Origin of the sequence: Robertmurraya dakarensis (assembly GCF_900156875.1) — a bacterium.
GTDB classification, from domain to species: Bacteria; Bacillota; Bacilli; order Bacillales; family Cytobacillaceae; genus Robertmurraya; species Robertmurraya dakarensis.
This window is the reverse complement of sequence record NZ_LT707409.1, coordinates 1,089,851-1,116,015: the sequence shown is the minus strand read 5'-3', so window position 1 is coordinate 1,116,015 and position 26,165 is coordinate 1,089,851. Positions and strand designations below refer to the sequence as shown.

The window sequence follows — 26,165 nt, the reverse complement described above, 5'->3', positions numbered from 1 at the left end:
TAAAATCAAAAACGTCAAAATAGTTTAGTAAGGAGACGGTGGATTTCCTCATCCCTCACTTAGGCTGAATGAAGGAGGAAAAATCGATGACAGTCATTCATTTTTTTGACCACAATAATGTGGTTTTGACACAACTTCGCAGCACAGTTCCTGTCTTGAACGAAAACATTAAAATCAAAGGCCGTAAAGGAAAAGTTGCTTCTATCACACAAATTGACGATCATACGATTCATGTGCATGTGCTCTTTGAAAAAGTACAAAAACCAAAACCATCCGCTAAGGATACTAAGAAGAAGAAATAAAAAAGTCTTGCTGCGGCAGCAAGACTTTTAAGACATCAATGATTTGAAAATGCTGATGTTTCCTTTTTTTGACACGGGCTTGGGGCGGGTGTCTCTTCCTCCTTCACACTATTGGATAGCCTCAATGGGATTTCTTTTAATAAAAATGTCAAAAGAAAACCGATGCAAAGTATAATACTCGTAATAAAAAATACATTCGTTAACGAGTAGCTGAGTGCCTCCCTGGCCATGGCGATCATGTTGGACATCGTTACTTGAAGCTCTGGAGACAATGATTCTCTTATATTGGTTAATTCCTCATGATTCATTAGGATTTGTGGATCCTGGAGTTGTTGAAGATTAGGATTTTGTTGAATCTGCTCTCCAAGCTCAGAATTTGTTGTTGCATCAGACATCCGATTTTGCAAACTCATATTCATGATGGTTCCCATGATCGCAACCCCTACAGTACCTCCTAACTGTCTAAAAAGCTGCACGGATGATGTGGCGACACCTAATAATTTTTGGGACACGGCGTTTTGCACAGCTAACGTGACGACTGGAAGACAAAGTCCTATTCCAACTCCTACAATAATAATATTAATCACGGCTCTTATGCTTGTAGTATGTAAATCCATAAATGATAAAGAGAACATCCCTGTTCCCATTACAAGTAAACCAAGAATAACGAATATTTTATATTTACCAGTTTTAGATATTAACTGACCACATATCGCACTCGTACAAACCATACAAAATGTCATCGGCATCATAATAAGCCCCGACTTAGTTGCAGATGAACCAAGCGCACCTTGAATGAAAAACGGCATATACATAATCGCCCCGAACATCCCTATTCCAATTAGAAGGTTAATAATATTCGAGATCGTAAAAATCCTATTTTTAAATAAATTTAATGGAAGTACAGGACTCGTAACTCTTTTTTCTGTATAAATAAAGAAGAAAAAAGCGATGATAGTACCCGCAAATAGCAGCAGAATCGGAGTTGATGACCATTCATACTCATTTCCTCCCCATGTGAGAGCAAGCAGTAATGGAATGATCGTTAATGATATGAATATAGATCCAAAATAGTCAATTGGCTCTTTTGCCTTAACTGTGTGACTTGGATAAATAATTAAGATCATTATAAAAGCTACAACGCCAACGGGTAAAAACACCCAAAATACCCAATGCCAGTCTGCATTATCAACAATCCAGCCGCCTAATGTGGGTCCGATTAAGCTTGAAATACCAAAAATGCTGGTCATTAACCCTTGCCATTTACCTCTTTCTCTTGGAGAAAATAAATCTCCGACAACAGTAAAGGATGTTGACATAATCATCCCAGCTCCAAACCCCTGAATGCCGCGGAAAATAATCAGCTGCACCATGGTATTGGCTAGGCCGCAAAGAAATGATCCTAAAGTAAAGATGCCGATTCCTACTAAAATAAAGATTTTACGTCCATATATATCCGATAATTTACCTACCAATATAGCGGTAACACTCGATGCTAGCATGAACATGGTAAAGACCCAGCTGTAATAGTTGATTCCTTGCAGTTCAGAAATGATCTTAGGCAGAGCTGTACCCACAATTGTTTGATTAAGGGCAGCGAATAACATCGCTGACATGACAGCTAACATGATTACGATCTTTTTCTTAAACTCAAGACTTTCCATCTTGCCCCTCTCCTTTTTTATGACCCTTCTCTAATCCTCCTTACCAAAGTGGGTTCTTTTTGCAATGGTAATATGGCGATCGTCATAAACATACCAGGGTATTACAGTGTGTTAACATTAATAAGATATGCTTATCGTCAACCCAATAGCACGTATGTTTAAAACACACTACTTAAGTAAGAGCTAATGATTTAGGGAATGACTTGATTTTATAAAAAATCTAAATGTTCGGAAAAGTATATTACCATTTATTGTATAGTTAAGTTTAATGGTTCGTCAATAGAATGTTCACAAAATTGACATAAATGCTCCTGCCGCACATGATAGCCAAAAAATAATAGACATGGGTCCGTTCAAGTACGGACTCATGCCTATAAACTTCCTAATGCACTATTCTACTTTCCTTAACATATACACATCTCGATCTAAAACTAAATCGGCAGAACGATCCCGATATTCCAGAAAATGCGGCGCTTGCGCATGATTCTTTAATGCTTCTTTTGTCGCCCATTCTTCTTGAAAAATAAAGGTATTCTCATTTGATTGAAAAAGATCATATTTAATGTTGCCTTCTTCCTGCTGTGATAGTACCTGTACTTTTTTTAGTTCCTCTTTTAATTGGTTTCCAAGACCTTCCTTAGCTTTAATAACGGCTGTAATATTAATAGATGCCATATAAATTCCTCCCCCTCTTAATTTGTCAGGCTGTCATTCATGTTTTCTCTATTTTATTCTATTTATACCTGCTTTAGAAAGACTTTTATAGTAAATTTTTTAAAAATTTATACTATTCAGGTACGTGGGAGGCGATGAATTATTTAACTTGCATGCGTGTCTAGTAGTTTTTCGGAGATGGAAATTCCCGCCGGGATATGTTCTCTATGTTTATTTCTGAGATTTTTTACAGAAAATGGTTTGCCTTCCGTCCTGTTCATTTTCTTCATAATAAAGAATCAGCCAATCAGAAAATTCCCGGAGTAATTCTTGAGGTTGAAGCTTGTACTCATTTGAGATGTGCTCATTTTTATTTTCTTCTGCCAAATAAAACGTCTCTATAAATATATATCCATTCTCTTTAATAAGTGTCTTTAAATACGGGAAGATTTTTCGATCAAGATAGTATGTAATAACAGCAAGATCATAGAACTCATTTTGGAAGTTGAGACTGTCTAAATTAGTCAAATCACATTGTTTTGCAGTGATTGATAAGTTTTGCACTTCAGTATGTTCTTTTAAATAGGTAATCGCCACATCAGATATGTCGATGGCATCTACAGCATAACCCTGCCCTGCAAGAAACAGGCTGTTACCACCAAGGCCACAAGCTAGATCTAGTGCGAATCCACCTTTTAGATAATTAGAAAGATTAGTTAATCTTGTATTTGGATTGGGTTGCTTAAAATCGTTTAATCGTTCTTGGTACTTCCCATTCCACTTTTCTCTCGAATTCATAGGGCTCTGACCTCCTTAAACAAAATAGAGACTGCATTACTATTATAATGCAGTCTCTCATACTATCTTATCATTTAAAAATAATCGCAATGACTTCATCCATTGTCATGCTGCTGTCTAGTTCAAACGTTCCAGGCCGCAATTCATTTGATAACCCTCTTTTTTCCACTTCATTAAAAAAGGTTTTTGCATTATCAATGATTTTTCCCTGTACCAATGCATTTCCTACATCAATGCTCGTCATGCCAGATGCAACATTGATAATTGTGCGGTAAACCACTTTTTCTTTTTGGTCTTTTTGTTCCTTAACAGCTTCTTGCTTTGGCTCCTTTTGTTCAACAGCTGCAAGCTGCTCATTCAATTCTTCTTCAGTCAGAATGACATACCCACTAGAAGCTAGTGTCGTCTTCATTTCCTCTTCAGTCAAACTTTTAGGTGCCTGTGCTTTCGTTTCCTCGGTTGGACCCGAATAGTAAACAGCTGCAAGTACACCCGCAGCAACAATTAGTCCTGCGGCAAAACTGCGCATCCCTTTAGCGGTCATTGGCAACTTTTCTCCTTTCGCCTTTTGATGACATATAAGGAGCTATTAAACGTTTTACTTCGTTTTCACTTATCTCCAAGTTCGCAGCAATTCCTTCAACAGTGTAGCCGCGCTTGTATAAATCTAGGAGGTTTCTCAATAATGCACGTTCCTCACCGGAGATGCCGGCTACTTGTGCAGTTATTTCTCCATCTAGTTCAACACTGCGTACATGCTTTTGCAGTTTTGTAATTTCTTCCATCAGTGCAACATAGGATGTATCCATTTCCCGCTGTTTTGCTCGTTGATCTTGTTTTGCTTTTATTGTTGACCAAATCAGCAAACCAGCCGCAATACAGAATAAGATTGTTAATGCCCATTCCATTTAATTGTAATCCTCCCTCAATGAAACATACACTTGCAATTTACTATTATACATTCAAAAACGAGTTTTTTCGATTAATTTCACCAAAATACTACAAAAGGTCGAAGTTTTCACATTTGAATGGAAAGAATTACCGACAGCAACATCTTAAGTCCTGTTACAGACAGTTAATAAAGAAATGAAAATAAAGCAACAGGGAAATACTAACCTTGAAATTTCACTGGAGGTGTACAATGATGAAGAATGATGAATTAAGGGATTATATCACAGTCACGGACGAAAATGGACAAGAACAACAATTTGCTGTTGAGGCCTTGTTTGATATTAAAGATAAAACATACGCATTATTAAGATCAGCTTACGACCAGGATGATACGTTTATTATGCAAGTTGAAGAAGATGAGAATGGACAGCATCTTATCGGTTTAGATAACGCAGATGATAAAGAAATGCTTCTCGATGCGTATGAAATTGCCGTAGATGCAAATCCAGCTGAATAACTAGGATTGTGTAAAATGTATATGGAAGATGACATCATTGAAGTGTTGAGTGACAAACAAAAAGAGCAAATTCAGCGTGAAATTAGCGGGCTTTCTTTTACAAAAAATTTCCGTTCTCCTTCAGCTGAAGAATGGTATGTATTTCTGCCTACCTTTCATGACCCGATAACAGGCGGGGCAGCAGGTAAAACCATCATTCATTACAATCTGTTAGATACTCGGGAAATTTTTATTAATACAACGATTATCCTGGATGATCCAGCTCTGCACAAACCTGAACATCACCACTTGGTTTATGCCATAGCTGATGAGATAGTTAACCGTTTGGTAGGGTATGCTGATACCTTATTATCCGTCCATTCTGGGGAAAATTCGTATAATGCAGAGTACAAACAGTGAAGAAGTACAAAATTGAGAAGGGCAATGCCCTTCTTTCTATACTAAGACTCATTACTCTTTAATTCCTTCGAGCCAGTCCTGATAACAATCTTTACATAAGGGTTTCTCTACATGTTCATTTTGCATAACAAACACCCCGTGGTAATACTTGTCCTCAATGCTGTTATCACAGTAAAAACATAGCTCATCCATCCATATCCCCTCCTCTTGTTAAGATGTTTTTATATTGTACAAATACAAGAGAAAATACTAAGGAATATTACAACGATGTTTTTAAAAACTGGAGATATCATTTGGTGGTGTTGATGAATTATGTTCATACAGTTGGACTCCGGGTGCGGGCACGTACGAAAACCTAGCCCAATGCGGACTAGGTTTTTAAACAAATCTCATAACACTTCTTATTCTTCGATTTTATGATTATTTTTCCAAATCTTAAATTTCTCAAGATCATTAGAAATTTGCTTGATCGCAAAGCCAATGACTGCTGCATCATCGATTAAACCCAGTCCCGCGATAAAGTCAGGAACAAGGTCTACGGGAGAGATAAAATAGATGATTGTAGCGATAATCATGATAATTGAACCTTTGGGGATTTCCTTGTACTCTCCTTTGATCCAAGCACGGAGTACTTCAAACAATAACTGCAGCTTCTCCCATGCTTCCCCGAGCTTACCTTTTTTCTCATTTGCCTTACTAATCGCATTTTTTAATAAACCTTCAGCCTTTTCTTTATCTTCCATATACTCGATAGCTTTTGATTCATATTTTTTATAGCCTTGTTCGTATTCTTTAGAATCGTTCATACCGTATTCCTCCAACTTGTACTCTTTATGTTTTGGACATTGATTTCCTAGTTTTTGGATAACTTTTTTCTCAAAATTAGTTTTTAAGTATACTTTTTCTATTTTTAACCAGATTTAGCGCTATAAAAAAATTTTTACAACGTAATGTTCCAAATTAATCCATATTTTGTTTGATAAAGAGTTTTTATAGGACTTATCTTCCACTTATTAACAAGTTTTTGCGTATAAGAACCCCTTTAAATTTGTAGGTTTGACTCTTAACGTTCTGGCAGCTCATCTTTATCTTTCAGCCTTCGCTTATAAAAATTCACTCCATTCGACGTCGTAGGCTTTTGGTCAGTGGCATGAACGACATCAACAGCACTTAGCTTCCGCGTTTCATTATCGAACAGGGAGTATACTACCGGGATAACAAATAAAGTAAGAAATGTGCTGCTGATCAAACCGCCGATAACGGATAAAGCCATTGGCTGATTGATTTCCGTACCTTCCCCGATCCCCAATGCTAGCGGAATCAGTCCTAAAATCGTGGTCAGCGCAGTCATCATTATCGGTCTTACTCGATCCTTAACAGCAACCACAATTGCTTCACATCCAATCATGCCGCTTTGCTTTTTCTGATTAATGTAATCCACTATGACAATCGCGTTATTTACCACAATACCTGCAAGGACAATTAAGCCAATTACCACTGTCAATGATATGGGAGTTCCTGTTATAACCAATGCTCCGGCAACTCCTATCACCATCAATGGTACAGTAAACATGATGACAAACGGATATTTCAGTGATTCGAACTGAGCAGCCATCACTAAATAAACAAATACAACAGCTAACCCAAGCGCAAGGATCAGCTCGTCCATGGAAGATTCCAGCAACTCTCGATCACCGCTGAAAACAACCTCGGTATCTTCTGATAAATTCAAATCTGCTATCGCTTGGTCCACCTGTTTAGACATGGCACCAAGATTCGTAGTCGATGTGTATTTTAATGTAAATTTAACCGCATCCTGCTGATTTATTCGCTGTATACTGACTGGGCCATTTCCTCTTTCAATATTAGCAACACTTGAAAGCGGTATATAGCTGCCATCTGGTGTTTTTATCAACAGGTTTTTTAACTGTTCCAAGTCCTGTGTCACTTTATTATCGTACTCAACGTGGACTCCCATAACATCACCGCTCTCAGTGATCATTCTCGTAGCCATCGTTCCACGCGTCACGTCGTTCACAACCAGTGCAATATGTGCTGGTTGCAGTCCATATGCCAGGGCTTTATCTCGATCAACAGTCATACTTACTTCTTCTACAGTTTTCTTCACGTCAGTCGATAATTCATTGACATTTTCAAGGTTTTGTAACTTATTATATACTTTATCTACTGACTCATTTAAACGTTCCTCATTATAATCCCTTACGCTAAACGTAAGCGTATGTGGGGTCGACCCGGATGTTGACTGCAAATTGAACTTCAATTTTGCAGTTTCATTAACACTTTGTGCGGCCTTTTCCAAATTCTTTTTTTCTTGGTCAACAAATGCGAAAGTGGATTTGCCTCGGTCACCTTGTCCCTTCATCTTGACATACAGTTCTGCTACATTGGCACTTTTGGTGCCGCGGAAGGATGCTTCCTGTGTTGTGCCGATCAAACTAACATAGGCATCAACATCATCTTCATGTTTCAATTCAGCTTCTAATGCAGTCAGCACTTTCTCGGTTTCGGTCAATGCCGCTCCATTCTCGAGCTTCACTCTTATGCTAAAAAATCCTTCATCTGATGCAGGAAGAAATTGCATTCCAACTGTTGTCATCCCGTATACGCTGCCACCAAGAATAACGAGCGTAAATAGAATCACAGTAAGTCTGTGAAGAAGTGCCCACCTCACCATTCGGTCAAGCAGCGTCATCATCCCCGACTGCTGCCTTTTGATTTCTATATTCGTCTTTGGCGATGTCAGCATCATACTGGCGAGCATTGGCACAACAGTCAGCGCCACAATTAGTGAAGCAATCAAACTAAACGAAATGGTCATCGCAAATTCTGTGAAAAGCTCTCCGATAATTCCGGTGATGAAGACAACCGGAAGAAAAACGGCAACCGTCGTAAGCGTCGAAGCCGTAATAGCAGCACCCACTTCTCTCGCTCCATCACGGGCAGCCTCCTTGGAATCTTTCCCCATTGCCAGATGCCGATAAATATTTTCAATCACAACAATCGCATTATCTACTAGCATTCCAATTCCGAGGGCTAGTCCGCCAAGTGTCATAATATTTAATGTGAAATCAGCAAAATACATCAGTACAAATGTAAAAATAACTGAATAAGGAATCGAGATACCGATAATAAGGGGACTTTTCACATTCCTTAGAAAAAAGAATAACACTCCCATCGCAAAGATGCCCCCGATAATAAGGGAGTTCGAGATATTACCGATAGCAATTTTTATAAAATCACCTTGATCGAACATAATTTCGGATTGGATTTCTTTATATTTGTCTCGTGTTAACAGCTCATCCAGTTCCTTCTTAAACTCTTTTGAAACCACCGCGGTATTCGCATCAGATTGCTGCAGAACGCTCAGAAGAACGGACGGCTCTCCATTCGTCCTCGTAATCGTGCGGTCATCCTCTTCTTGGAGGTTAACTTCTCCTATCTCATGAAGTTTGACCTTCAGACCCGTTAAAGGATCGATGGTTACGGTAAGGTTTTTTAATGTATCTAACGTATCGATCGTACTAATAATTCTGGTTGTCAATTCTTTTCCGTCTGTTAAAATCGTGTCTCCTGGCATTGAGATATCGTTAGAACGGATTATTTGGACAATATCAGATTGAGTCAACCCATACTCCATAAGCATGTCCTGATCGAGTTCAACTCTAACTTCCTTGACAGATGTTCCAGACAGATTAACACTAGCAACTCCGTCAACTTTGCTAAGCTGCAGTTCGAGTTCTTTTGCTAAATTCTTAAGCTCATCTTCCGCTCCGCTGGTACTCAAAGTCAGTTGAATGATTGGAAATTGAGCTGGATCAAATTTTAAAAACCTCGGCCGATCTGCATCGTTAGGCATGACTGCTGTGTCTAGTCTTTGGATGACATCATCCTGAATTTCATCAATATCGGTGGTCCAAGAAAACTCCAGTAAAATCAAATTGGCTCCTTCTTGAGAGGTAGAGGTCATCGTTTTCAAACCCGGAAGTGTTGCGAGACTGGCTTCAAGCGGTTTGGTCACTTTTTCAACTACTTCTTCAGGACCCGCGCCTTGATAATTGGTGACAACCACACCAACCGGAGGATTGATATCCGGAATCAGCTTGAGTGGAATATTAAAAAGCGATACTGCCCCCAGTATCAGGACAAGCAACATGGTTACTATAGTAAAAATGGGCCTCCGGATTGAAAACTGACTGATGTTCATACCCTTGCTCCTTTCGACGTCAAACGCTGTTCCAACAATTGTAAACGAAAATAGTATCTTTTAAAAATAACAAACAGTAGATTCTTTTCTATCCCCAAAAAGACCCATTTTTGGAAGCGAGAGTTTGGAAATAGATATTTTTGCAACGTCAATAACAAGGGCCTAACCCCAGCTTACCGGGATTAGGCCCTATTCATTGTCATGTAAAACTTTTCTCCCTCTTTAGTGATCGTGTGGAGGAATTTAATTTTAACAGCATCGGGGAAAATAGAAGAACGATCACTCCCATTAATAGGAAGGAATGTTGAATCGCCATGATCCCTGCTTCTTGCTGGGGCATTTCTTCCATATAAATCGTTCTCCTTGTCTCATAAAACATGGAGAAAATCGTTACAGTTAGTGCCCCAGTTAATTGCCTTACCACATTATTGATGCTCATCGCCCGTGATATTTGAACATGAGGAAGAGCGTTTAAACCAGCTGTTGTAGCCGGTGTATTAATAAATCCAATGCCAATTCCCCTAAAGACAAGGAGAAGCATTAAGAGAAAAAAACTGCTTTCACCTATAAAAACACCAATTGTAAAGGTGGCTGCAGTTACAATCATAAAACCGACCGGGATAATTAAATTGGTTCCTTGTCTATCTACAATTCTTCCGCTAATCGTCATCGCCACCCCCATCATAATTCCTTGGGGTAATAAAACCAAACCAGAGGTCAGTGCATTAAATTTCAATACATCTTGCAGCAGCAGCGGAATTAGGAGCATGCCGCTGAACAAACAAGCGGTATTGACTGCGACGAGCATCGTGCTTATCGCGAAGACTGGATTTTTAAAAACACGAATATCAATTAAAGGAACGGATGTATGTAGTTCCGTCCAAACAAAATAGAAGATTCCCAATAAACCTAAGATGATCAAGGCTGCATTCATGCCGCCTTGTTCTAATCCCCCATTTGGAAGTCGGTTTATTCCAACAGTTAGCAAAATTACTCCAATTGATATGGCAATAAAACCGATATAATCAAATTTTAGCTTTTTCCTAATCACTTTTTCTTTAATAAAGTAAAGTGTGGCAGCTATGCAAAATAAACCGCTTGGGATATTGATCGAAAATAACATTTCCCACGAATTATTGACTAATAGAAGTCCACCAATTGTTGGACCTATCGCGGGTGCCACCATCACAGCAACTCCCCAAAGTCCTGTCGCAAAACCTCTTTCATTTTTTTCAAAATATGAAAAGAGAATCACGATACTTAGCGGCATCACTATCCCGCCTCCGATACCTTGGATCGCCCTAGCCATGATTAGAGTTTGAAAGTCCCAAGCTAACGTTCCGAAAAGTGAACCGCTTAAGAATAAGGCCATTCCAATTAAATAAACCAATTTCTTACCGTATACATCTGATAGATAAGCGGATAACGATATCGTGATCATCATCGGAATCATAAATCCGAGAATAATATTCTGTGCTTCTACTGTTTTAAGCCCGAATTCCTCCATAAAAAATGGAATCGACACATTCATCATGCTATTATTTAGGATGACGGAGAACGAACCCAATAGCATAGCAAGTAAGACACCATATTTATTTATGGGTGCTGCAGGCGGATGATCATTCATTTTCCTCTCCTTCTTACGTTAAAAATTCGGCAGGTTCCTCCCATAATGATGTATCTGGCATCACTTTATGGTAATTGTTCATTTGTTCAAATACCGATCCGATTGACAATACCTCTCCTTCATGGCAGGAAGGTCCGATAATTTGTAATCCAATTGGCATGTTTTCTTTTGAAAAGCCGCATGGAATCGAGAGTGCGGGTAATCCTAGAATATTGGCCATATACGTGAATTTTCCTCTTGTAAATGATGTTTCCTTCTCGTATTCTTCAATTTTCTGCGCTACATCTGGAGCTGTAGGTGTTACAATGCAGTCGACATTCTCAAAGATCTCGTAGAATTTTTCCTTCATCTGCTTGCGGCAGCGCTGAGCTTGAATGTAATCAGCTGCAGAATAAAATTGACCGACTTCAAACGACTGACGCAAACGGGGATTATACCCTTCTGAATGACTTTCTAAATGGTTCATATGATAGCTGTAAGCTTCTGAGATTAGAATGGCTGTTTGCGCAAATTGAAGTTCTTTCATTCCCTTTAATTCGATTGGAATCAAAGTTGCTCCTGCTTCAGCAAGAGTTGTAATGGCTGACCGAAATGCTCTTTCCGTATCCTTTCCTAAGTTTTCAAAAATAAAGGATTCAGGAACACCGATTTTCTTTCCTTTTAAATCATCTAATTTTTTAAACTCCTTTAAATCCCAGTCTGATCTTGGGAAAGAAGCACGATCCTTTTCATCGTATCCTGCTATACTTGCAAGAATAATAGCAGCGTCTTCACAGGTTCTTGTTAATGGACCAATATGGTCAAGTGACCAAGAGAGCGGGGTTACCCCATAGCGGCTTACTCTGCCATAAGTTGGTTTTAAGCCTACCACCCCGCAAAAGCTTGCTGGAAATCGAATTGAACCCCCTGTATCAGAACCAATTGACCCTAGCACAAGGCCCGCTTGGACGGCTGCTCCTGAACCAGAACTTGAACCCCCTGGAACACGGTTTAAATCCCATGGGTTTTTGGTCCATTGATAATAAGGATGCGGTTCTTTATAGGCAAATTCATGTAAATGGGCTTTTCCTAGAATAACAGCTCCAGATTTAAGTAGTTTTTCCGTAACGGTTGCGTGGGTGGAAGGAATATAATCAGGTTGAACTCTCGACCCGTTTGTGAGTGGGATCTGTGCGAAAGATATTATATCTTTGATCGATATTGGAATTCCGTGCAGCGGCCCTTTGTACAAGCCAGACATAATTTCATTTTCCGCTTTTAATGCTTGTTTCTTGGCGATGTCCGACATAACGGTGATAAAAGTGTTTAACTTCCCTTCATATTTTTTCACTCGTTCCAGCAAAGTGTTCAACAGTTCTACCGGGGACACTTCTTTATCTTTTATTTGTCTAGCCAAGCCGCTTATTGTAAATATTTGATCATTTTGTTCCATTGATAAGTACCTCCTTATTTTTAATCAAATTGGTTCTGTACGAGTTGCGTTATGAAGTTTTTCTAGTCTTTTAGGGAGGTCCTGTCCCATGAAGATATTAGATCATGGGACAGTCCTGTGGTTAAGTATTTATTCAGGCGAGTAGACAGGAGCTGGTTCAAGGGACAATGGAAATTCCTTTGACATATTGCGAAGGCCGTTAAGGACAGGCATGAAATCTTTCATATAAATGGAAATAGCTTCTTCCATAACATGATCTAATGTTCGGCCGTTTAGTTCAACGCTCATCGATTCGAATAACACCTTGCTCATTTTGTTTCCTCCTCTAAAATGTTTTTTAACCAATTTTTTTCAATTGCTTTACCCAGTAACTAATGATTTCATTTGTTTCAAGTGCAAGCCCAAAGTTATTTTCTATGTTTTGGAAGGTTGCGTGATACAGCTCCTCCACATAACCGGCGCTGGCATCCTTTACAACTGTGACATTGTAATCAAGCATAAATCCGTCCCGTGCCGTCGACTCGACACAAACATTGGTAGCCACACCTGTCACGATAAGAGATTTACATTTCAAATTTTTTAGTATCATGTTCAATTCAGTCTCAATAAAAGCACTATAACGATGTTTTTCAACGACAATGTCATTTTCCATTGGAGCCACCTTATAAAAATCTGCACCCCAGGAATTCTTTTTACAAACTTCTAACGGATGTGCATATCCTTCTTTCCGTGGGCGGTTTGACCATGCATCAGAAACGGTATGTTCAGTCTGTGTCATTTGAATAAAGATAACCGGCACTGATAATGCATTAGCATTTTCTATTAAAAGTTCTACATTTGGAATAATTGCCTGTGCTCCTGTCACATTTCTTCCTCGCTGAGCACAAATACCATCCTCATGGCAGAAATCATTTTGGATATCAACAAGAATTAAGGCAGTTTCTTTTGGATCTAAATGGTTTTTCATTTTCATCAGCCTCCAATTATTTTATTAAGATAGTACTTTCTCATTTCCTACCCTTTCATATAGAACACAGGCTGCTGTATGTCCTGGGCTAATCTCTACATTAGGTGGCAAATCCCCTGCGCATTTTTCGGTAACAAGGGGGCAGCGCGTCCTAAAACGGCAGCCTGATGGGGGATTCATTGGGCTAGGCAATTCCCCATTAATTGGAGAATTATTTAATGTTGATTCCCCCACTTCCATGGAAGGGATTGAGTTGAATAACGCTTGTGTGTACGGATGATGAGGGTTGGAATAAATTTGTACAGCCGGCCCTTTTTCAACTACTTTTCCTAAGTACATCACCATTACTTCATCGCTCATATATTCCACAACATTTAAATCATGGGAGATGAAAATCAACGATAGTGAGAATTCTTTTTTCAACTCTTGAAACAATTTTAATACTTGGGCCTGGACCGATTTATCAAGAGCTGATACAGCTTCGTCTGCAATCACAATCTCTGGTTCTAGCACTAATGCTCTAGCAATTGCGACACGCTGCCTTTGTCCTCCGCTTAAACTAGAAGGAAAGCGGAGGGCATAAGATTTTGGCAGACCGACTGCATCAAGATAATAGAGTGCTTTTTTTCGTGCTTCTTCTTTTGGCACACCATTTTCCCAAAGGGAAAAGGCGACATTGTCTATGATGGATAACTTTGGATTGATAGAGGAATAAGGGTTTTGAAACACCATTTGGATTTTTTTTCTAACATCTTGAAGCTTGCTTCCTGTAAGGTTAAGAATATTTTCTCCCCGATAATTCACCTTCCCTTCATCAGTTTGGATCAAGCGCATGATCAATCTTGCTAGAGTTGACTTCCCGCATCCAGATTCACCGACGATACCAAGGGTGGCTTGCTCTTTAAGTGAAAAAGACACGTCGTGGACTGCGGATACAGTCCCTTTTGTTTTACCAAGAAAGCCTTTAATTGGAAATGATTTGCTTATATTGACTCCTTCTAGTATGTTTTCCACTTGTTTCACCTCTCTTATTGTTTGATTTCAAGGGCATCTCGAAAGCCGTCTGCTACCAAGTTAATCGTTAAGGCAGAAATGAAGATAAATAAACCTGGAATTACCGTCACTAAAGGGTTAATAAAGATCTGTTCTTTTAAGTTATTCAGCATGACGCCCCATTCTGCTGTTGGTGGAGATACTCCTAATCCTAAGAAACTTAAGCCAGAAGCAAGCACTAAGCTGATGCTGATTTGAGTCGTACAATAGACAAACACTCTGCTGAAAATATTCATGAGGATGTGATAGCGGATAATCGAAAAGTTTTTTGCACCGGTCGTTCTTGCCGCTTCAATAAATTCTTCTTCCCTCACCTCCTTTACGGCAGATTCAGCGATCCGAGCCACGGGCGGGATAAAGACAATCGATATCGCAATGATGATGTTATCGATACCTTGCCCTAAAGCGGCTGAAATTCCAATTGCGAGTAAAATGGCAGGGAATGCATAAAAGATATCGAGTGTCCGCATGATGATTGTATTGATCATTCCGCCAAAATAACCTGCCATTACTCCTAAAGACCCACCTATTAAACCAGCAATCAGAACTGGTACTATACCTGCTAGTAGACTAAGTTGACCTCCATATAGAATTCGTGATAATATATCGCGTCCTTGTTCATCAGTTCCTAAAATATGGCCCTCGGCTCCAATCACTTGCAAGCGATTCGTAATTTCGCCCTCATAGGGATCATACGGTGCAATAATCGGTGCCATTATAGTAGAAATAACAATGATCCCTAACAGGATTAAAGCCAAGAATGCAGGCCGATTTTTTAAAAATCTCCTAGAAAACTCTTTGAATCTTGAATCCTCTTTTTCTTCCTTATTCAAAATAACCGGATTTGATAGTTGCCCAGTATTTTCAGTAATCATATCAATCACCCTCCTATGCGTGTCTTACCCTTGGATCAATGACAGCATGTAATAAATCAACCATTAAATTCAGCAGTACAAACACAATGGACACCATCAGTACACCTGCTTGGATAATCGGGAAGTCTCGTTGACTAATCGCCTGATAAATTAACTGTCCGACACCCGGCCATGAAAAGACGGTTTCAACAAGAACGGAACCTCCAATTAGATAGCCAAACTGCAAACCTGCAACGGTTAGAATCGTCGGTGTGCAGTTTTTTAAGACATGCATCAATATAATGTAAGAACTGGCTCCTTTGGCCTTGAGAGTAATCACAAAATCCTTTTGCAGCAAATCGATCACAGTACTCCGAATCATTCTCGTCATAACACCGAGTGTAGTCATGCCTGCAGCAATGGACGGCAAAATCATATGTTTCAGCATATCAAAGCTGCCTCCTCCACCCCCCACACCAGACATTCCTGTAGAGGGGAGCCATCCTAAGATTACGGAGAATAGACCAATTAACAGAAGAGCGGCCCAGAAATTCGGAATACTTACACCGGTCAGGCCAATCATATTTCCAAATGAAGCAATCCATGATTTCGGATGATAGGCACTGTATACCCCGATTATTAAGCTTAAGATAAAGGAGAAAAAAGCAGCTCCAATCGCTAGAATGAACGTATTTTTCATCGCATCAAATAGTAAGGTTCCTACTTCCAGCTGCTTAATAATCGACCTGCCAAAATCTCCTTCAAGCGTGCGCCCTAACCAGCTTAAATATTGAACAACGAGGGGCTGATCGAGCCCCAACTCTTGTTCAACTCTTAAGCGGTCTTCCTCCGTTGCGTCAGCAGGAAGAATAGTATTAACAGGATCTCCTGGTACAATTTGCAGCATGAGAAATACGATAATTGTTACCCCCAACAAAGTTGGGATCATTAATAGACATCTTTTTAAGATAAATTGGAACATTCAATCATCACCTCTCCTCTTTGTTTCTATTCAAGACTGATGGTGGTTAAGTCAGCAAACCATGATTGCGGCTGGACAAACCCTTCTACATTTTCACTAAGAACCCTTAAATTTAGATCATGAACCACGTAAATCCATGGAGATTCTTCAGCGACAATACCTGCAGCTTCATTTAAATATCTGTCTCTTTCAGCGGTGTCAAAAGATTCACGTGCCTTTTTCAACCATTCATCAAGTTCTGCATTTGAGTATTCTCCAATATTAACCCCATTGGGCTTAAACGAACTGGTTGCAAAATAACGATCAAAGGTCCAAGGGGCAATTGGTGCCAGCGAGATGTTATAGGCACCCACTTCTTTATCATCAGGGAATCCAGCACGGTATTCGGTAATTAACGTTTGCCATTCAATCGCTTCAATCGTGACATTGATTCCCACTTCCTTAAAGTTCTTTTGGATAAATTCATTCATCGGTAGCGGCCACATATTCCCAGATCCACTTGTCGGAACAATGAAGGTGGTATCAAAGCCATTAGGATACCCGGCTTCAGCCAATAATTCCTTTGCTTTCTCAGGGTCATAGGTGTATGGATCGACTTCTTCATTGAACCATGGGTGACCTGGGTAAAGTACTTGTGTAGCGGGTTTTGCAACACCATTTAATAGGGAGTTAGATAGTGCTTCCCGATCGATGGAGAAATTTGCCGCCTGACGGACTCTTTCATCACTCCATGGTCCTTCTTTCGTGTTCAAAACATATGGCCATACATGAGGGTATTCATTTAGTAGCACTTGAAAGCCATCAGCTTTGAGTTTTCCAATCGATTCAGTAGGAGGAATTTCTGCCCAATGTACTTGACCTGATTGCAGCGCTGCTAGCCTTGCAGAAGAATCTGGCATTGGACGTAAAATGAGCTGATCAATTTTTGGTTTGTTTCCCCAATAAGAAGGGTTTGCTTCTAAAGTCAGTTCCTGTCCCTGAGTCATATTAACGAATTTAAATGGACCGGTCCCAATAGGATGACTGACATAATCCTCGCCGTGTTCTTTGATAGCTTTAGGACTAGCAATCTTAATAAAAGTCAAATCATATGGCAAAAAGCTATATGGTTCAGTCGTTTTAATTTGAATCGTAAAGTCGTCGATCTTCTCATAGCTTTCAATATACTTTAAGTAAGATAAAACTCCGCCAGCTACACTAGCATTGTAGTATTCTGAATCTGGATTTTTATTTCGATCAAAGTTGAAGATGATATCATCTGCTGTAAATGGTGTTCCGTCATGGAATTTGACATCCTGGCGCAGTGTAAATGTCCAAATAGTCGGATCATCAGGTGATACTTCCCAAGATTCAGCGAGACCTGGCGTTACATCTGCAGGTGTGTCTTCTTTGCTTAGATCCCAGTTGACGAGTCCGTCATAAAGTTGATGCCCTACAAATCGATAGCCTTCATAGCCTTCGGTAGGGGTTGTATCCGTGCTCGGGATATTAGATGCGGACATAGCGATAACTAGAGTTTTACTATCAGAAGTACTTGAGGAACTGTTATTATTGCATCCTGCTAAGAATACAGCAGTAATCATAAGTAGGATAAAAGCTTTTAATTTTAATATAGATGTCATATACAAACCCCCTTCTTTTCTATCAAATCGTTATCATCTCTTTCTTTTGTCTTACTAAAAAACAAGCGGCATGCTGTTTAGGTTTCACCTCTTTTAATTCAGGATTTTCTGAATGGCATGATGAGATAGCATCAGAACATCGATCTGCAAACGCACAACCTTTTGGCATATTGGTAATAAGCGGAGGCTGGCCGGGAATGGTAATTAATTCTCCTTTTTGCCCTTTTTTTGGTGTGGCGGCGATTAGACCCTTTGTATAGGGATGTTCAGGAGAAAAGAGAATTTGTTTTGCTTCTCCATACTCGACAATTTTTCCCGCATACATGACGGCAATGTCATCTGCCATTTCAGCCGCTACACCGATATCATGAGTAACAAGTACGATCGACATGCCGAATTCTGTTTGAATTTGTTTGAAAAGCTTAAGTATTTGAGCCTGTATGGTTACGTCGAGCGCCGTTGTAGGTTCATCTGCCAGCAGCACTTCTGGCTTACAGGCAAGGGCCATTGAAATAACAGCCCGCTGCCTCATCCCTCCACTCATTTCATGAGGATATACCTTCACGCGTTCTTCCGGAGACGGTATCCCTACTTTCCGGAATAAGTCGATCACTAGCTCTTTAGCTTGTTTTCTAGTTACTTTTTGGTGAGAAATGATTGTTTCTTCTATTTGTTTTCCTACTTTATAAAGAGGATCAAAGGCGGATAGGGAATCTTGGAAGATCATTGCAATTCGGTTTCCACGCAATGCTTGAATTTCATTATTGGATTTAGTCAGAATTTCTTCTTCATTAAATAGAATGGACCCTAGAATTTTTGCACCAGGTGGGGTAATCCGTAAGATAGAACGAAGCGTGACACTCTTTCCGGAGCCGGACTCCCCGAGAATCACCAGTGTTTTCCCTCTTTTTACTGATAAATTCACACCTCGCACTGCGGGCACCATGCCTTTTTTCGTTGAGAACTGTGTAACCAAGTCTATGAGTTCTAACACATTGCTCATTAAGCCACCTCTCCTCCTCTTTATTACGCATTTTCTTCTGTACCTACTAACATGGATGAATGTTCATAAGCGTTGGCTGCTCTAAATACTAATCCCTCTTCAAATGGCCTTCCTTGAATTTGTAATCCGATCGGCAAACCTGCTGCTGTCACCCCGCATGGCACGGAAATGGATGGGAATCCATTGAAATTACTTGGGGAGGTGCGGGATAAAATTCCAAGATCTCTCGGGTTTACATCTTTTCCGCCGAGATTAATACTTTTACAATTGATCGGAAATGCAGGAATGGCTGTTGTCGGTGCAATAAGTAGATCAATTGTTTTATAGACTTCCAGCCATTCCCTGCGCATCGTTTCTCTTAATCGCTGTGCTTGTATATATGCCCAGGCAGGAGTGAATTGACCGGGTTCCAACCTTGTGCGAACATTTAACCCGTAATCTTCATATTTTTCTTTTAGGAAATCTGCATGATAGCTGTATGCTTCAGAGGCGGTAATGATCATTTGATAATAAGTGGCTTCTACAATGGAAGGAATGTCTATTTCTACAATATTTGCTCCCATCTTTTTAAACACTTCGATTGAATCACGAACGGATTTCTCCACTTCAGGATCTAAATTTTCAAAATAATACTTCTCACAAATGCCAATGGTTAATCCTTCTAGTGAGAGGTTTTCTTCATCAAACGCTTCAAAATAATTCGGAACTTCTTCTTTTGAAGAAGTAGGATCATGGGGGTCAAATCCGGCGATAACGGAAAGTACGGCTGCGGCATCCCAAGTTGTTTTCGTTAATGGACCAGCATGATCTAATGAAGAACTAAGCGGCAATACACCATAGCGGCTCACTCGTCCATAAGTTGGCTTGATCCCAACGACTCCGCATAGGGCGGCAGGCATCCGGATGGAACCGCCTGTGTCTGTACCTAAGGAAAAGATTGAACTAGATACACCAACAGAGGCTCCTGATCCTCCACTAGACCCTCCTGGGATATAATCTGAGTTGACTGGGTTTCCGGTAGGTCCAAAATATTCATTTTCATTTGTTCCTCCATAAGCAAATTCATGTAAATTATTCTTCCCAACTAGTATCGCTCCTGCCTTCCGCAATCGTTCAATAGCAGTGGCATCATAATCTGGTATATAATCACGCAACACTTTCGAACCTGCTGTCGTTACGATTCCTTTTGTTGTATATAAGTCTTTTGCGGAATAAGGAATTCCGTGTAGTACACCTCGATAATTGCCATCCATGATTTCCTTCTCTGCTTGTTTTGCTTCCTCTTTCGCTTCGTCAGCTAAAACGGTAATGTAAGCATTGATGGATGGTTCGGTTTCCTCAATTCGCTCCAAAGTCTGATCAACCAGTTCAACTGGAGATATCTCTCTTTTCTGGATAAGGGCTGCTAAATCTTTAATGGTATTGCCAATTAATTTTCCCATCGTCTTCCTCCTCGTAAAATTTTGTTTTGTTTCTTGGTAATAACTATAAAGGCATTTTTTACTAAAGTGGTAATAGTAAAAAAATATGTAATATTTTCTGACGAAGATTGTGATTTTTTTAACATGGACCTTTATACTTGTTCAATATATGTCTTATAAATGTGGTTTTTGGCAAGTCTCGGTAGGTTTTCTTACAAATAAGTTCTGTGACATTTTCATTTTAGAGGGGAGTATGTAAGATGGATTTAAATTCTATTAACTGCTTTATTACGATAGCAAGAGAAAAAAGTATCACGAAAGCTTCACATTTATTACATATTACCCAGCCAGCTCTAACATCAAAGCTAAAGCAAATGGAAAATGAAATTGGGGCAAAGCTTTTTAAAAGGAGTCGACAAGGGGTTGAACTCACAAAGGAAGGTGGATATTTCTTAATAAAAGCCCTGAGAATGACACGGGAATTCGCTGGGGTGAACCAGGAAAACAACATTCTGCCATACGATTTAAGCACCTCTCTAACTAATGAAAAATTTAAAATTGGGATCACTAGACCGCTGGCACCATTGCTTCTATCTTCTTTACTATCACACTGTGATCCAAGTATCACATACGATATTACAGTGGAATTCAATGAGATGATTATTGATTTAGTGTTATTTAATGAACTGCACATGGGAATAATTAGAGCAAATAGCTATCTTGATGATCTGGTCTACCTTCCTTTGTATAAAGATGAGCTGGTGATGGCAGGACCAAAAAATGAATTTACAACGGGAAACCCTTTTAATACTGGATCATTTTTATCAGAGCCATTTTTTCTATATGACTCTTCCATTCCTTTCCGAAGTAACATTATCGAGATTCTTTTAGACCGATTTGGAAGATTACCAGAAAAAGTTCAAGAAGTGAATGATACGTTTGCCTTAATCAGCATGATTTCTTGTGGTTTAGGATACGCGATCCTTCCGTTGTCTTTCATTCCGAATACGTCAATTGATCAAATGAATTGTTATTCTATAGAGAGGAATATAAGAAGCCTTAACGACAATCTTCCATTTACGGTCACTAGATTAGGAGACCAAGCAGCACTTGGCCATATCCACATCATTTATTCAAAAAGCCGGGAGAATGATGACATATTAGATGCTTTTCGAAGAAGATTTGCCCTTGCTGACCTATAACTTAATAAGTAACCATTAGATAAGGAGTAAGTGAGCGCTATCTAACTATTCTCGTTTCAGATGTTCGTATGTACTTCCGGAAAAATAAATTTATTAAAGGAAATAAAGAGATTTCGCATTCATTACTAGTTATTTGAATAACAACAAATAAAAGGCTGGGCTCTACTTATAGAGACCTGGCCTTTTAACTATTTTGAAAATATATGTTAGGTATTAATGTGTTGTATTTAAGTTAAATTTTGGATTAGAGCCCAAAACATTATGGACGAATACATGCGTTATCTCTTCTACTTAGAACTGCATTTTTAGATTATATGTTTAGCAACTATTAATTTGTGTTATTTATATATATGAAAGCAATAAGGAGCTGATAGCATCGTAAACTTCCAAGGTGGACAGAATGGTTTGAGACAATTACAAGATGATTTATTGCTTGAGACAAGAAAAAAAGCCATAAACCTGCAATTGGATAAAGAGTTTATCAGATTACTGGAAAAAGAAATATCTAAAAGAAACTTAAAAATTTCTAAAACATCATAAAAATAAAAATGAAACTATTAAGGTCATGATATAGGGTGACTTAGAGAAAAGGAGCTGCAGATGCAGCTCCTTTTCTTGTAATAAAAGATTAGATAAAAAAGTGCTTATTTTATTTTCAGAATATTGACAATATTCAATAAGCAGATTATGATCTTTATAGATTTCATATTTTTACCATTAAAAGCATGTTTAGCTTTACATACCTTACCTTTTCATTGGAGTAGTCCCCCCCATTACGAGGGTGTCTATAGAATTTTTTAATAAGAAAGGAGAACAAGTTATTAGTGGATAAAAAATTTATTAGGAGGAAGCTGATATGAGCTCAAATTCTGTTGCTGGAACCAAGTCCTTCTGGAATCGTAATTTGGATTATTATCCTGAAAATCGTAAACGAATTTGGTATTTATGTGTATCGGTCTTAGTTACTATTGTTTTGTATTACCAATATTACGTTCTTGCTGCTGTTGCGCCGCTTGTCATGGAAGATTTGCAAATGTCCATAGATTGGTATGCTTATCTTTGGGTAGTTGCAAATGGTCTCGGAGCCATATCATCCTTAATTGGTGGATTAGCAGACAAAATCGGGCGGGCAAATTTTGTAGTCTATGGTGTTTTAGTTAGTGCTATTTTAACCTTTTCATTAATATTTACTTCGTCTGTAATGTCATTCAGTATTCTGTTTTGTATGCTGGGATTCGTCGAGGGTGTCCTTCTCGTAGCCACTCCTGCACTTGTTCGGGATTTTTCTCCGAGATTAGGACGTGCAACAGCGATGGCCTTCTGGTCAATCGGACCTGTTGGCGGTAGTTTATTAACTACGTTTTTTGCTAATCAAACATTACCTATTTATGGAACTTGGGAATCACAATTTATCATCTGTACGATTTTTGGCGTTATTGTCTTTTTCATCAGTTTGTTTGGGTTAAAAGAGCTATCACCAGCTATTCGGAATCAAATCATGGTTAGCGTTGAAGAGTCAGCGAAAGTAGAAGCTCAATTGAATGGAAATGATACAGAGGCGCCGCAAAAGAGAACTTGGACACAAATGCTTAGCGGACGATTGATCGGCAGCGCTTTTGCCATCAGTGTTTTTCTTTTGCTCTATTACTCAGCCGTCGGTTACTTCCCGCTATACTTAACCACGATCTATACGTTTACGCTAGAACAAGCAAACGGGATGATGACTCTCTTCTGGCTGGCTGAAGCGGTGGGGTTAGTCACTTTCGGGATGATTTCTGACAAACTGCAAGTACGTAAGCCTTTTATGATCGTTGGAGCTATTGGCATGGCTGTCGGCATCGGGTTCTTTATTGCCAATATCGGGCAGCCTGCAACCGTTCTTTCAATGTCATTATTGCTTAGTTTTATGGCGTTGATGATTGGTCTTACTTACGCCCCTTGGATGGCTAGTTACACTGAGACCGTTGAAGATATCAACCCTTCCTTTGTAGCAACTGGAGTGGCAATTTGGGGTTCTCTCATCCGCTGGGTTGTTGTTGCACAGGGTCTTCTTATGCCGCATATCATCGGAACTCCAGAAGGATGGGGAACTTGGTGGAAGATCTGTATGGCAGGAGCCATCGTATTCATCCCATTTGTATTTGGCATGAGTGGCTACTGGACAAAGAAAAAAGCTGAGGAAGCTAGAAACGCGGTTGTTATACCAGAGAATGCAGGTTAACCACTTGGCTTATAATTTATGAAGGAAGGCAGAGTTCTACTGTCTTCCTTTTTTTCATTCTCTTATTACAACGGTTTTAAAGAAAAACTGTCATAATATATCCACAGTCAAACACTTAGTGATTTTGTATAATATAGGGCAAAGCATTCTGTGAAGTTTGTCACAACTTAAAGATGTGTATCATGCTGTCTAGTTATTTCGAAAAAGGAGATCTAACAATGAATGAACTACTTCAAGAATTTGCAAGTGATATGGACTCCATTTTAGATCTTATAGATTCATTTAATGATATCTTTTTTCTGAAAGATGGAGAAGGCCGTTATATTCGTGTCGGCGGAAAAATACATGAATACTTACATATAAATAAGTGCGAATTGATTGGAAAAAAGGATGAAGAATTATCATTGCATTTCCCCTTTTTAAAGAGTTTTTTTGATAATCTCTCCGCTACTGATGAACACACCTGGACAAATGGAAAATTAACCACCAATCGGGAACATATATATAGCATTGGTGACCAAACTAAAATCTTTGATATTATAGAGCTGCCTCTTTTTTATGAAAATGGAAGTCGCAAAGGTTTATTAGTTTTCGGCAAGGATAAAACAGTCGGAACAGTGAGTCAGTTGAAGCTTGCTAATAAGATTAAGGAACTGCGGGATATTCAGTTTGCTCTTGATCAATCCTCGATTGTAGCGATCACAGATAATAAAGGAAAAATCACCTATGTAAATAATAAATTTTGTGAGTTATCTCAATATAGCAGAGATGAATTAATGGGCAGCACTCACAGTTTAGTTAATTCAGGTTATCACTCTAGAAATTTCTTTAAAGACATGTGGGCGACGATTGGCAGTGGGAAAGTATGGAATGGTGTGTTACGAAATAAAGCAAAGGATGGGTCTTTATACTGGGTTAAAACGACGATTGTTCCTTTTTTGAACGAAGCTGGAGTTCCATATCAATACATTTCTATCCGTCATGACATTACGAATCAAAAAGAAATAGAAGAAAAAATCCTCTATAACGCTTACCATGATGAGTTAACAGGTCTGCGGAATCGCCGTTGTTTTAATTATGAGATCAATAAATCAATTCAACAAAACAAAGATGAAGAAATGGCATTTTATTTCATAGATTTGGACCGTTTCAAACATGTTAATGATACATTGGGTCATGATAGTGGTGATCAAGTGCTAAAAGTGGTTGCAAATCGATTATCTACTCACCTCAAAAATGAAGTAGATTTATATCGTTTCGGTGGTGACGAATTTATTGCTGTAATGAAAGGCTGTTCAGGTTCTTGTGCAGAACAGATGGCATCGAAAATTAACAACCTATTTTCTACTCCTTTCCATTATAATAGTGAAAAAATTTATTTAAGCACTAGCATAGGTGTCAGCTTTTACCCAAAGGATGGGACAGATCTTGAGAACTTGGTTAAAAAAGCGGATAGTGCGATGTATATTGGAAAGAAAAGCAACACAAACGAGGTACAGTATTTTACATCGGAAATGTATGAAAGCTTATCGAAAATGATGGAAATGGAAAGGGAACTTAGGGGCGCAATCGAGGAGAAATCCTTTCATCTACATTACCAGCCTCAAGTAGATTTACGTACGCAGAAAATTGTTGGTTTAGAGGCTTTGATTCGCTGGAAGCATCCGAAATGGGGCAATATACCACCTTCTGAATTTATTCCGATAGCAGAAGAAACAGGCTTAATAACTCCTATTACGGAATGGGTTCTTGAAACTGTGTGCCGTAACTATCAGTATTGGCTGAGTAATGGAATGGAATCGATTAGAATAGCCGTCAATATTTCCCCTAATTTTTTCCATGAAGATTTAGTTTCATTGATTACACGGACTTTAAAAAAATGGAATCTCCCCTCTTCCTTTTTAGAGCTTGAGATGACCGAAGGGGTCTTGCAGAACCAGCGTAGAACCATTCCTGTTCTTCAACAGCTGCGTGCTTTAGGGGTGAGGTTATCGATCGATGACTTTGGAACAGGATACTCCTCTCTCGCTTCCCTAAGAGATTTTCCGATAGATTGCTTAAAAATTGACCGTTCCTTTATGGAAGATATTAAAAAAGATAATGGAATTATGGTTAAAACCATATTGAACATGGCAACACATCTCAACGTGAATGTTATTGCGGAAGGAATAGAAACACAGAGTCAATTGCGGTTCTTATCAAATCTCCATTGTTCAGAGGGTCAAGGCTACTTATTTAGTAAACCGCTTCCAGGCGAGGAAATTCTCGAAATATTATCGAAAAGATGCATTAACATCTAGCATAAAAAGAGATGAGGCACAGGTGATTTGT

General features: G+C 39.1%; 25 protein-coding genes. 7 read left to right on the top strand and 18 right to left on the bottom strand.

Features of this window, described 5'->3' with window-relative positions; translation table 11 throughout:
- The first annotated feature begins 86 nt into the window (after window positions 1–86).
- Window positions 87–302 carry a hypothetical protein gene (locus CZ487_RS14355; protein ID WP_077212983.1) on the top strand — a complete coding sequence of 72 codons (216 nt, stop codon included), beginning with the start codon at window positions 87–89 and terminating at the stop codon, window positions 300–302.
- 35 nt (window positions 303–337) lie between these two features.
- Here CZ487_RS14355 and CZ487_RS14350 read toward each other — a convergent pair whose 3' ends face one another.
- The 5 genes from CZ487_RS14350 to CZ487_RS14330 form a co-directional block, all read right to left on the bottom strand.
- Window positions 338–1,966: an MDR family MFS transporter gene (locus tag CZ487_RS14350; protein WP_077212982.1), complete on the bottom strand. Its 1,629-nt coding sequence runs from the start codon at window positions 1,964–1,966 to the stop codon at window positions 338–340.
- 390 nt (window positions 1,967–2,356) lie between these two features.
- On the bottom strand, window positions 2,357–2,641 hold the full coding sequence (locus CZ487_RS14345; protein WP_077212981.1) for a putative quinol monooxygenase: 285 nt from the start codon (window positions 2,639–2,641) through the stop codon (window positions 2,357–2,359).
- A 210-nt stretch (window positions 2,642–2,851) separates the two neighbouring features.
- Complete coding sequence (locus CZ487_RS14340; protein WP_077212980.1) at window positions 2,852–3,418, bottom strand: class I SAM-dependent methyltransferase; 567 nt, start codon at window positions 3,416–3,418, stop codon at window positions 2,852–2,854.
- 70 nt (window positions 3,419–3,488) lie between these two features.
- Entirely contained in the window at window positions 3,489–3,962 is a 474-nt protein-coding gene (locus tag CZ487_RS14335) for a hypothetical protein (RefSeq protein WP_077212979.1), read from the bottom strand.
- Window positions 3,952–4,326, bottom strand: a complete 375-nt coding sequence (locus CZ487_RS14330; protein ID WP_077212978.1) for a hypothetical protein — start codon at window positions 4,324–4,326, stop codon at window positions 3,952–3,954. The genes CZ487_RS14335 and CZ487_RS14330 overlap by 11 nt, the downstream gene beginning before the upstream one ends.
- A gap of 233 nt (window positions 4,327–4,559) precedes the next feature.
- On the opposite strand from CZ487_RS14330, the gene CZ487_RS14325 reads away from it, so the two are divergent.
- Together CZ487_RS14325 and CZ487_RS14320 are read left to right on the top strand one after the other, a co-directional pair.
- Window positions 4,560–4,826 carry a DUF1292 domain-containing protein gene (locus tag CZ487_RS14325; RefSeq protein WP_237562889.1) on the top strand — a complete coding sequence of 89 codons (267 nt, stop codon included), beginning with the start codon at window positions 4,560–4,562 and terminating at the stop codon, window positions 4,824–4,826.
- Between the two features lie 21 nt (window positions 4,827–4,847).
- Window positions 4,848–5,225: a hypothetical protein gene (locus CZ487_RS14320; protein ID WP_077215326.1), complete on the top strand. Its 378-nt coding sequence runs from the start codon at window positions 4,848–4,850 to the stop codon at window positions 5,223–5,225.
- Window positions 5,226–5,276: 51 nt separating this feature from the next.
- Here CZ487_RS14320 and CZ487_RS27190 read toward each other — a convergent pair whose 3' ends face one another.
- The 13 genes from CZ487_RS27190 to CZ487_RS14260 all read right to left on the bottom strand — a co-directional run bounded on the left by CZ487_RS27190 (window position 5,277) and on the right by CZ487_RS14260 (window position 20,432).
- Window positions 5,277–5,417, bottom strand: a complete 141-nt coding sequence (locus CZ487_RS27190) for a hypothetical protein (protein ID WP_202617838.1) — start codon at window positions 5,415–5,417, stop codon at window positions 5,277–5,279.
- A gap of 209 nt (window positions 5,418–5,626) precedes the next feature.
- Window positions 5,627–6,031, bottom strand: coding sequence for a YkvA family protein (locus CZ487_RS14315; RefSeq protein WP_077212977.1), 405 nt, complete (start codon window positions 6,029–6,031; stop codon window positions 5,627–5,629).
- Between the two features lie 257 nt (window positions 6,032–6,288).
- On the bottom strand, window positions 6,289–9,450 hold the full coding sequence (locus CZ487_RS14310; RefSeq protein ID WP_084783276.1) for an efflux RND transporter permease subunit: 3,162 nt from the start codon (window positions 9,448–9,450) through the stop codon (window positions 6,289–6,291).
- Between the two features lie 199 nt (window positions 9,451–9,649).
- Window positions 9,650–11,077 carry a DHA2 family efflux MFS transporter permease subunit gene (locus CZ487_RS14305; protein ID WP_077212976.1) on the bottom strand — a complete coding sequence of 476 codons (1,428 nt, stop codon included), beginning with the start codon at window positions 11,075–11,077 and terminating at the stop codon, window positions 9,650–9,652.
- Between the two features lie 13 nt (window positions 11,078–11,090).
- A complete protein-coding gene (locus tag CZ487_RS14300) occupies window positions 11,091–12,509 on the bottom strand; it encodes an Asp-tRNA(Asn)/Glu-tRNA(Gln) amidotransferase GatCAB subunit A (protein ID WP_077212975.1) in 1,419 nt (472 codons plus the stop codon).
- A gap of 129 nt (window positions 12,510–12,638) precedes the next feature.
- Window positions 12,639–12,821 carry a hypothetical protein gene (locus CZ487_RS14295; protein ID WP_077212974.1) on the bottom strand — a complete coding sequence of 61 codons (183 nt, stop codon included), beginning with the start codon at window positions 12,819–12,821 and terminating at the stop codon, window positions 12,639–12,641.
- Between the two features lie 25 nt (window positions 12,822–12,846).
- Window positions 12,847–13,476: a cysteine hydrolase family protein gene (locus tag CZ487_RS14290; protein WP_161949648.1), complete on the bottom strand. Its 630-nt coding sequence runs from the start codon at window positions 13,474–13,476 to the stop codon at window positions 12,847–12,849.
- A gap of 24 nt (window positions 13,477–13,500) precedes the next feature.
- Window positions 13,501–14,490, bottom strand: a complete 990-nt coding sequence (locus CZ487_RS14285) for an ABC transporter ATP-binding protein (RefSeq protein ID WP_139339576.1) — start codon at window positions 14,488–14,490, stop codon at window positions 13,501–13,503.
- Window positions 14,491–14,504: 14 nt separating this feature from the next.
- Window positions 14,505–15,404: an ABC transporter permease gene (locus tag CZ487_RS14280; RefSeq protein WP_077212971.1), complete on the bottom strand. Its 900-nt coding sequence runs from the start codon at window positions 15,402–15,404 to the stop codon at window positions 14,505–14,507.
- Between the two features lie 13 nt (window positions 15,405–15,417).
- Window positions 15,418–16,365 carry an ABC transporter permease gene (locus CZ487_RS14275; RefSeq protein ID WP_077212970.1) on the bottom strand — a complete coding sequence of 316 codons (948 nt, stop codon included), beginning with the start codon at window positions 16,363–16,365 and terminating at the stop codon, window positions 15,418–15,420.
- A gap of 26 nt (window positions 16,366–16,391) precedes the next feature.
- Window positions 16,392–17,987, bottom strand: a complete 1,596-nt coding sequence (locus tag CZ487_RS14270; RefSeq protein ID WP_077212969.1) for an ABC transporter substrate-binding protein — start codon at window positions 17,985–17,987, stop codon at window positions 16,392–16,394.
- 22 nt (window positions 17,988–18,009) lie between these two features.
- Window positions 18,010–18,990, bottom strand: coding sequence for an ABC transporter ATP-binding protein (locus CZ487_RS14265; protein WP_077212968.1), 981 nt, complete (start codon window positions 18,988–18,990; stop codon window positions 18,010–18,012).
- A 23-nt stretch (window positions 18,991–19,013) separates the two neighbouring features.
- Window positions 19,014–20,432: an amidase gene (locus tag CZ487_RS14260; RefSeq protein ID WP_077212967.1), complete on the bottom strand. Its 1,419-nt coding sequence runs from the start codon at window positions 20,430–20,432 to the stop codon at window positions 19,014–19,016.
- A gap of 239 nt (window positions 20,433–20,671) precedes the next feature.
- On the opposite strand from CZ487_RS14260, the gene CZ487_RS14255 reads away from it, so the two are divergent.
- The 4 genes from CZ487_RS14255 (at window position 20,672) to CZ487_RS14240 (ending at window position 26,134) form a co-directional block, all read left to right on the top strand.
- Window positions 20,672–21,613: a LysR family transcriptional regulator gene (locus CZ487_RS14255; protein ID WP_077212966.1), complete on the top strand. Its 942-nt coding sequence runs from the start codon at window positions 20,672–20,674 to the stop codon at window positions 21,611–21,613.
- Window positions 21,614–22,018: 405 nt separating this feature from the next.
- Window positions 22,019–22,153: a sporulation histidine kinase inhibitor Sda gene (locus CZ487_RS14250; protein WP_077212965.1), complete on the top strand. Its 135-nt coding sequence runs from the start codon at window positions 22,019–22,021 to the stop codon at window positions 22,151–22,153.
- 316 nt (window positions 22,154–22,469) lie between these two features.
- Window positions 22,470–23,834 carry an MFS transporter gene (locus CZ487_RS14245; RefSeq protein ID WP_077212964.1) on the top strand — a complete coding sequence of 455 codons (1,365 nt, stop codon included), beginning with the start codon at window positions 22,470–22,472 and terminating at the stop codon, window positions 23,832–23,834.
- Window positions 23,835–24,052: 218 nt separating this feature from the next.
- Window positions 24,053–26,134, top strand: coding sequence for an EAL domain-containing protein (locus CZ487_RS14240; RefSeq protein WP_161949647.1), 2,082 nt, complete (start codon window positions 24,053–24,055; stop codon window positions 26,132–26,134).
- Window positions 26,135–26,165 lie beyond the last annotated feature (31 nt).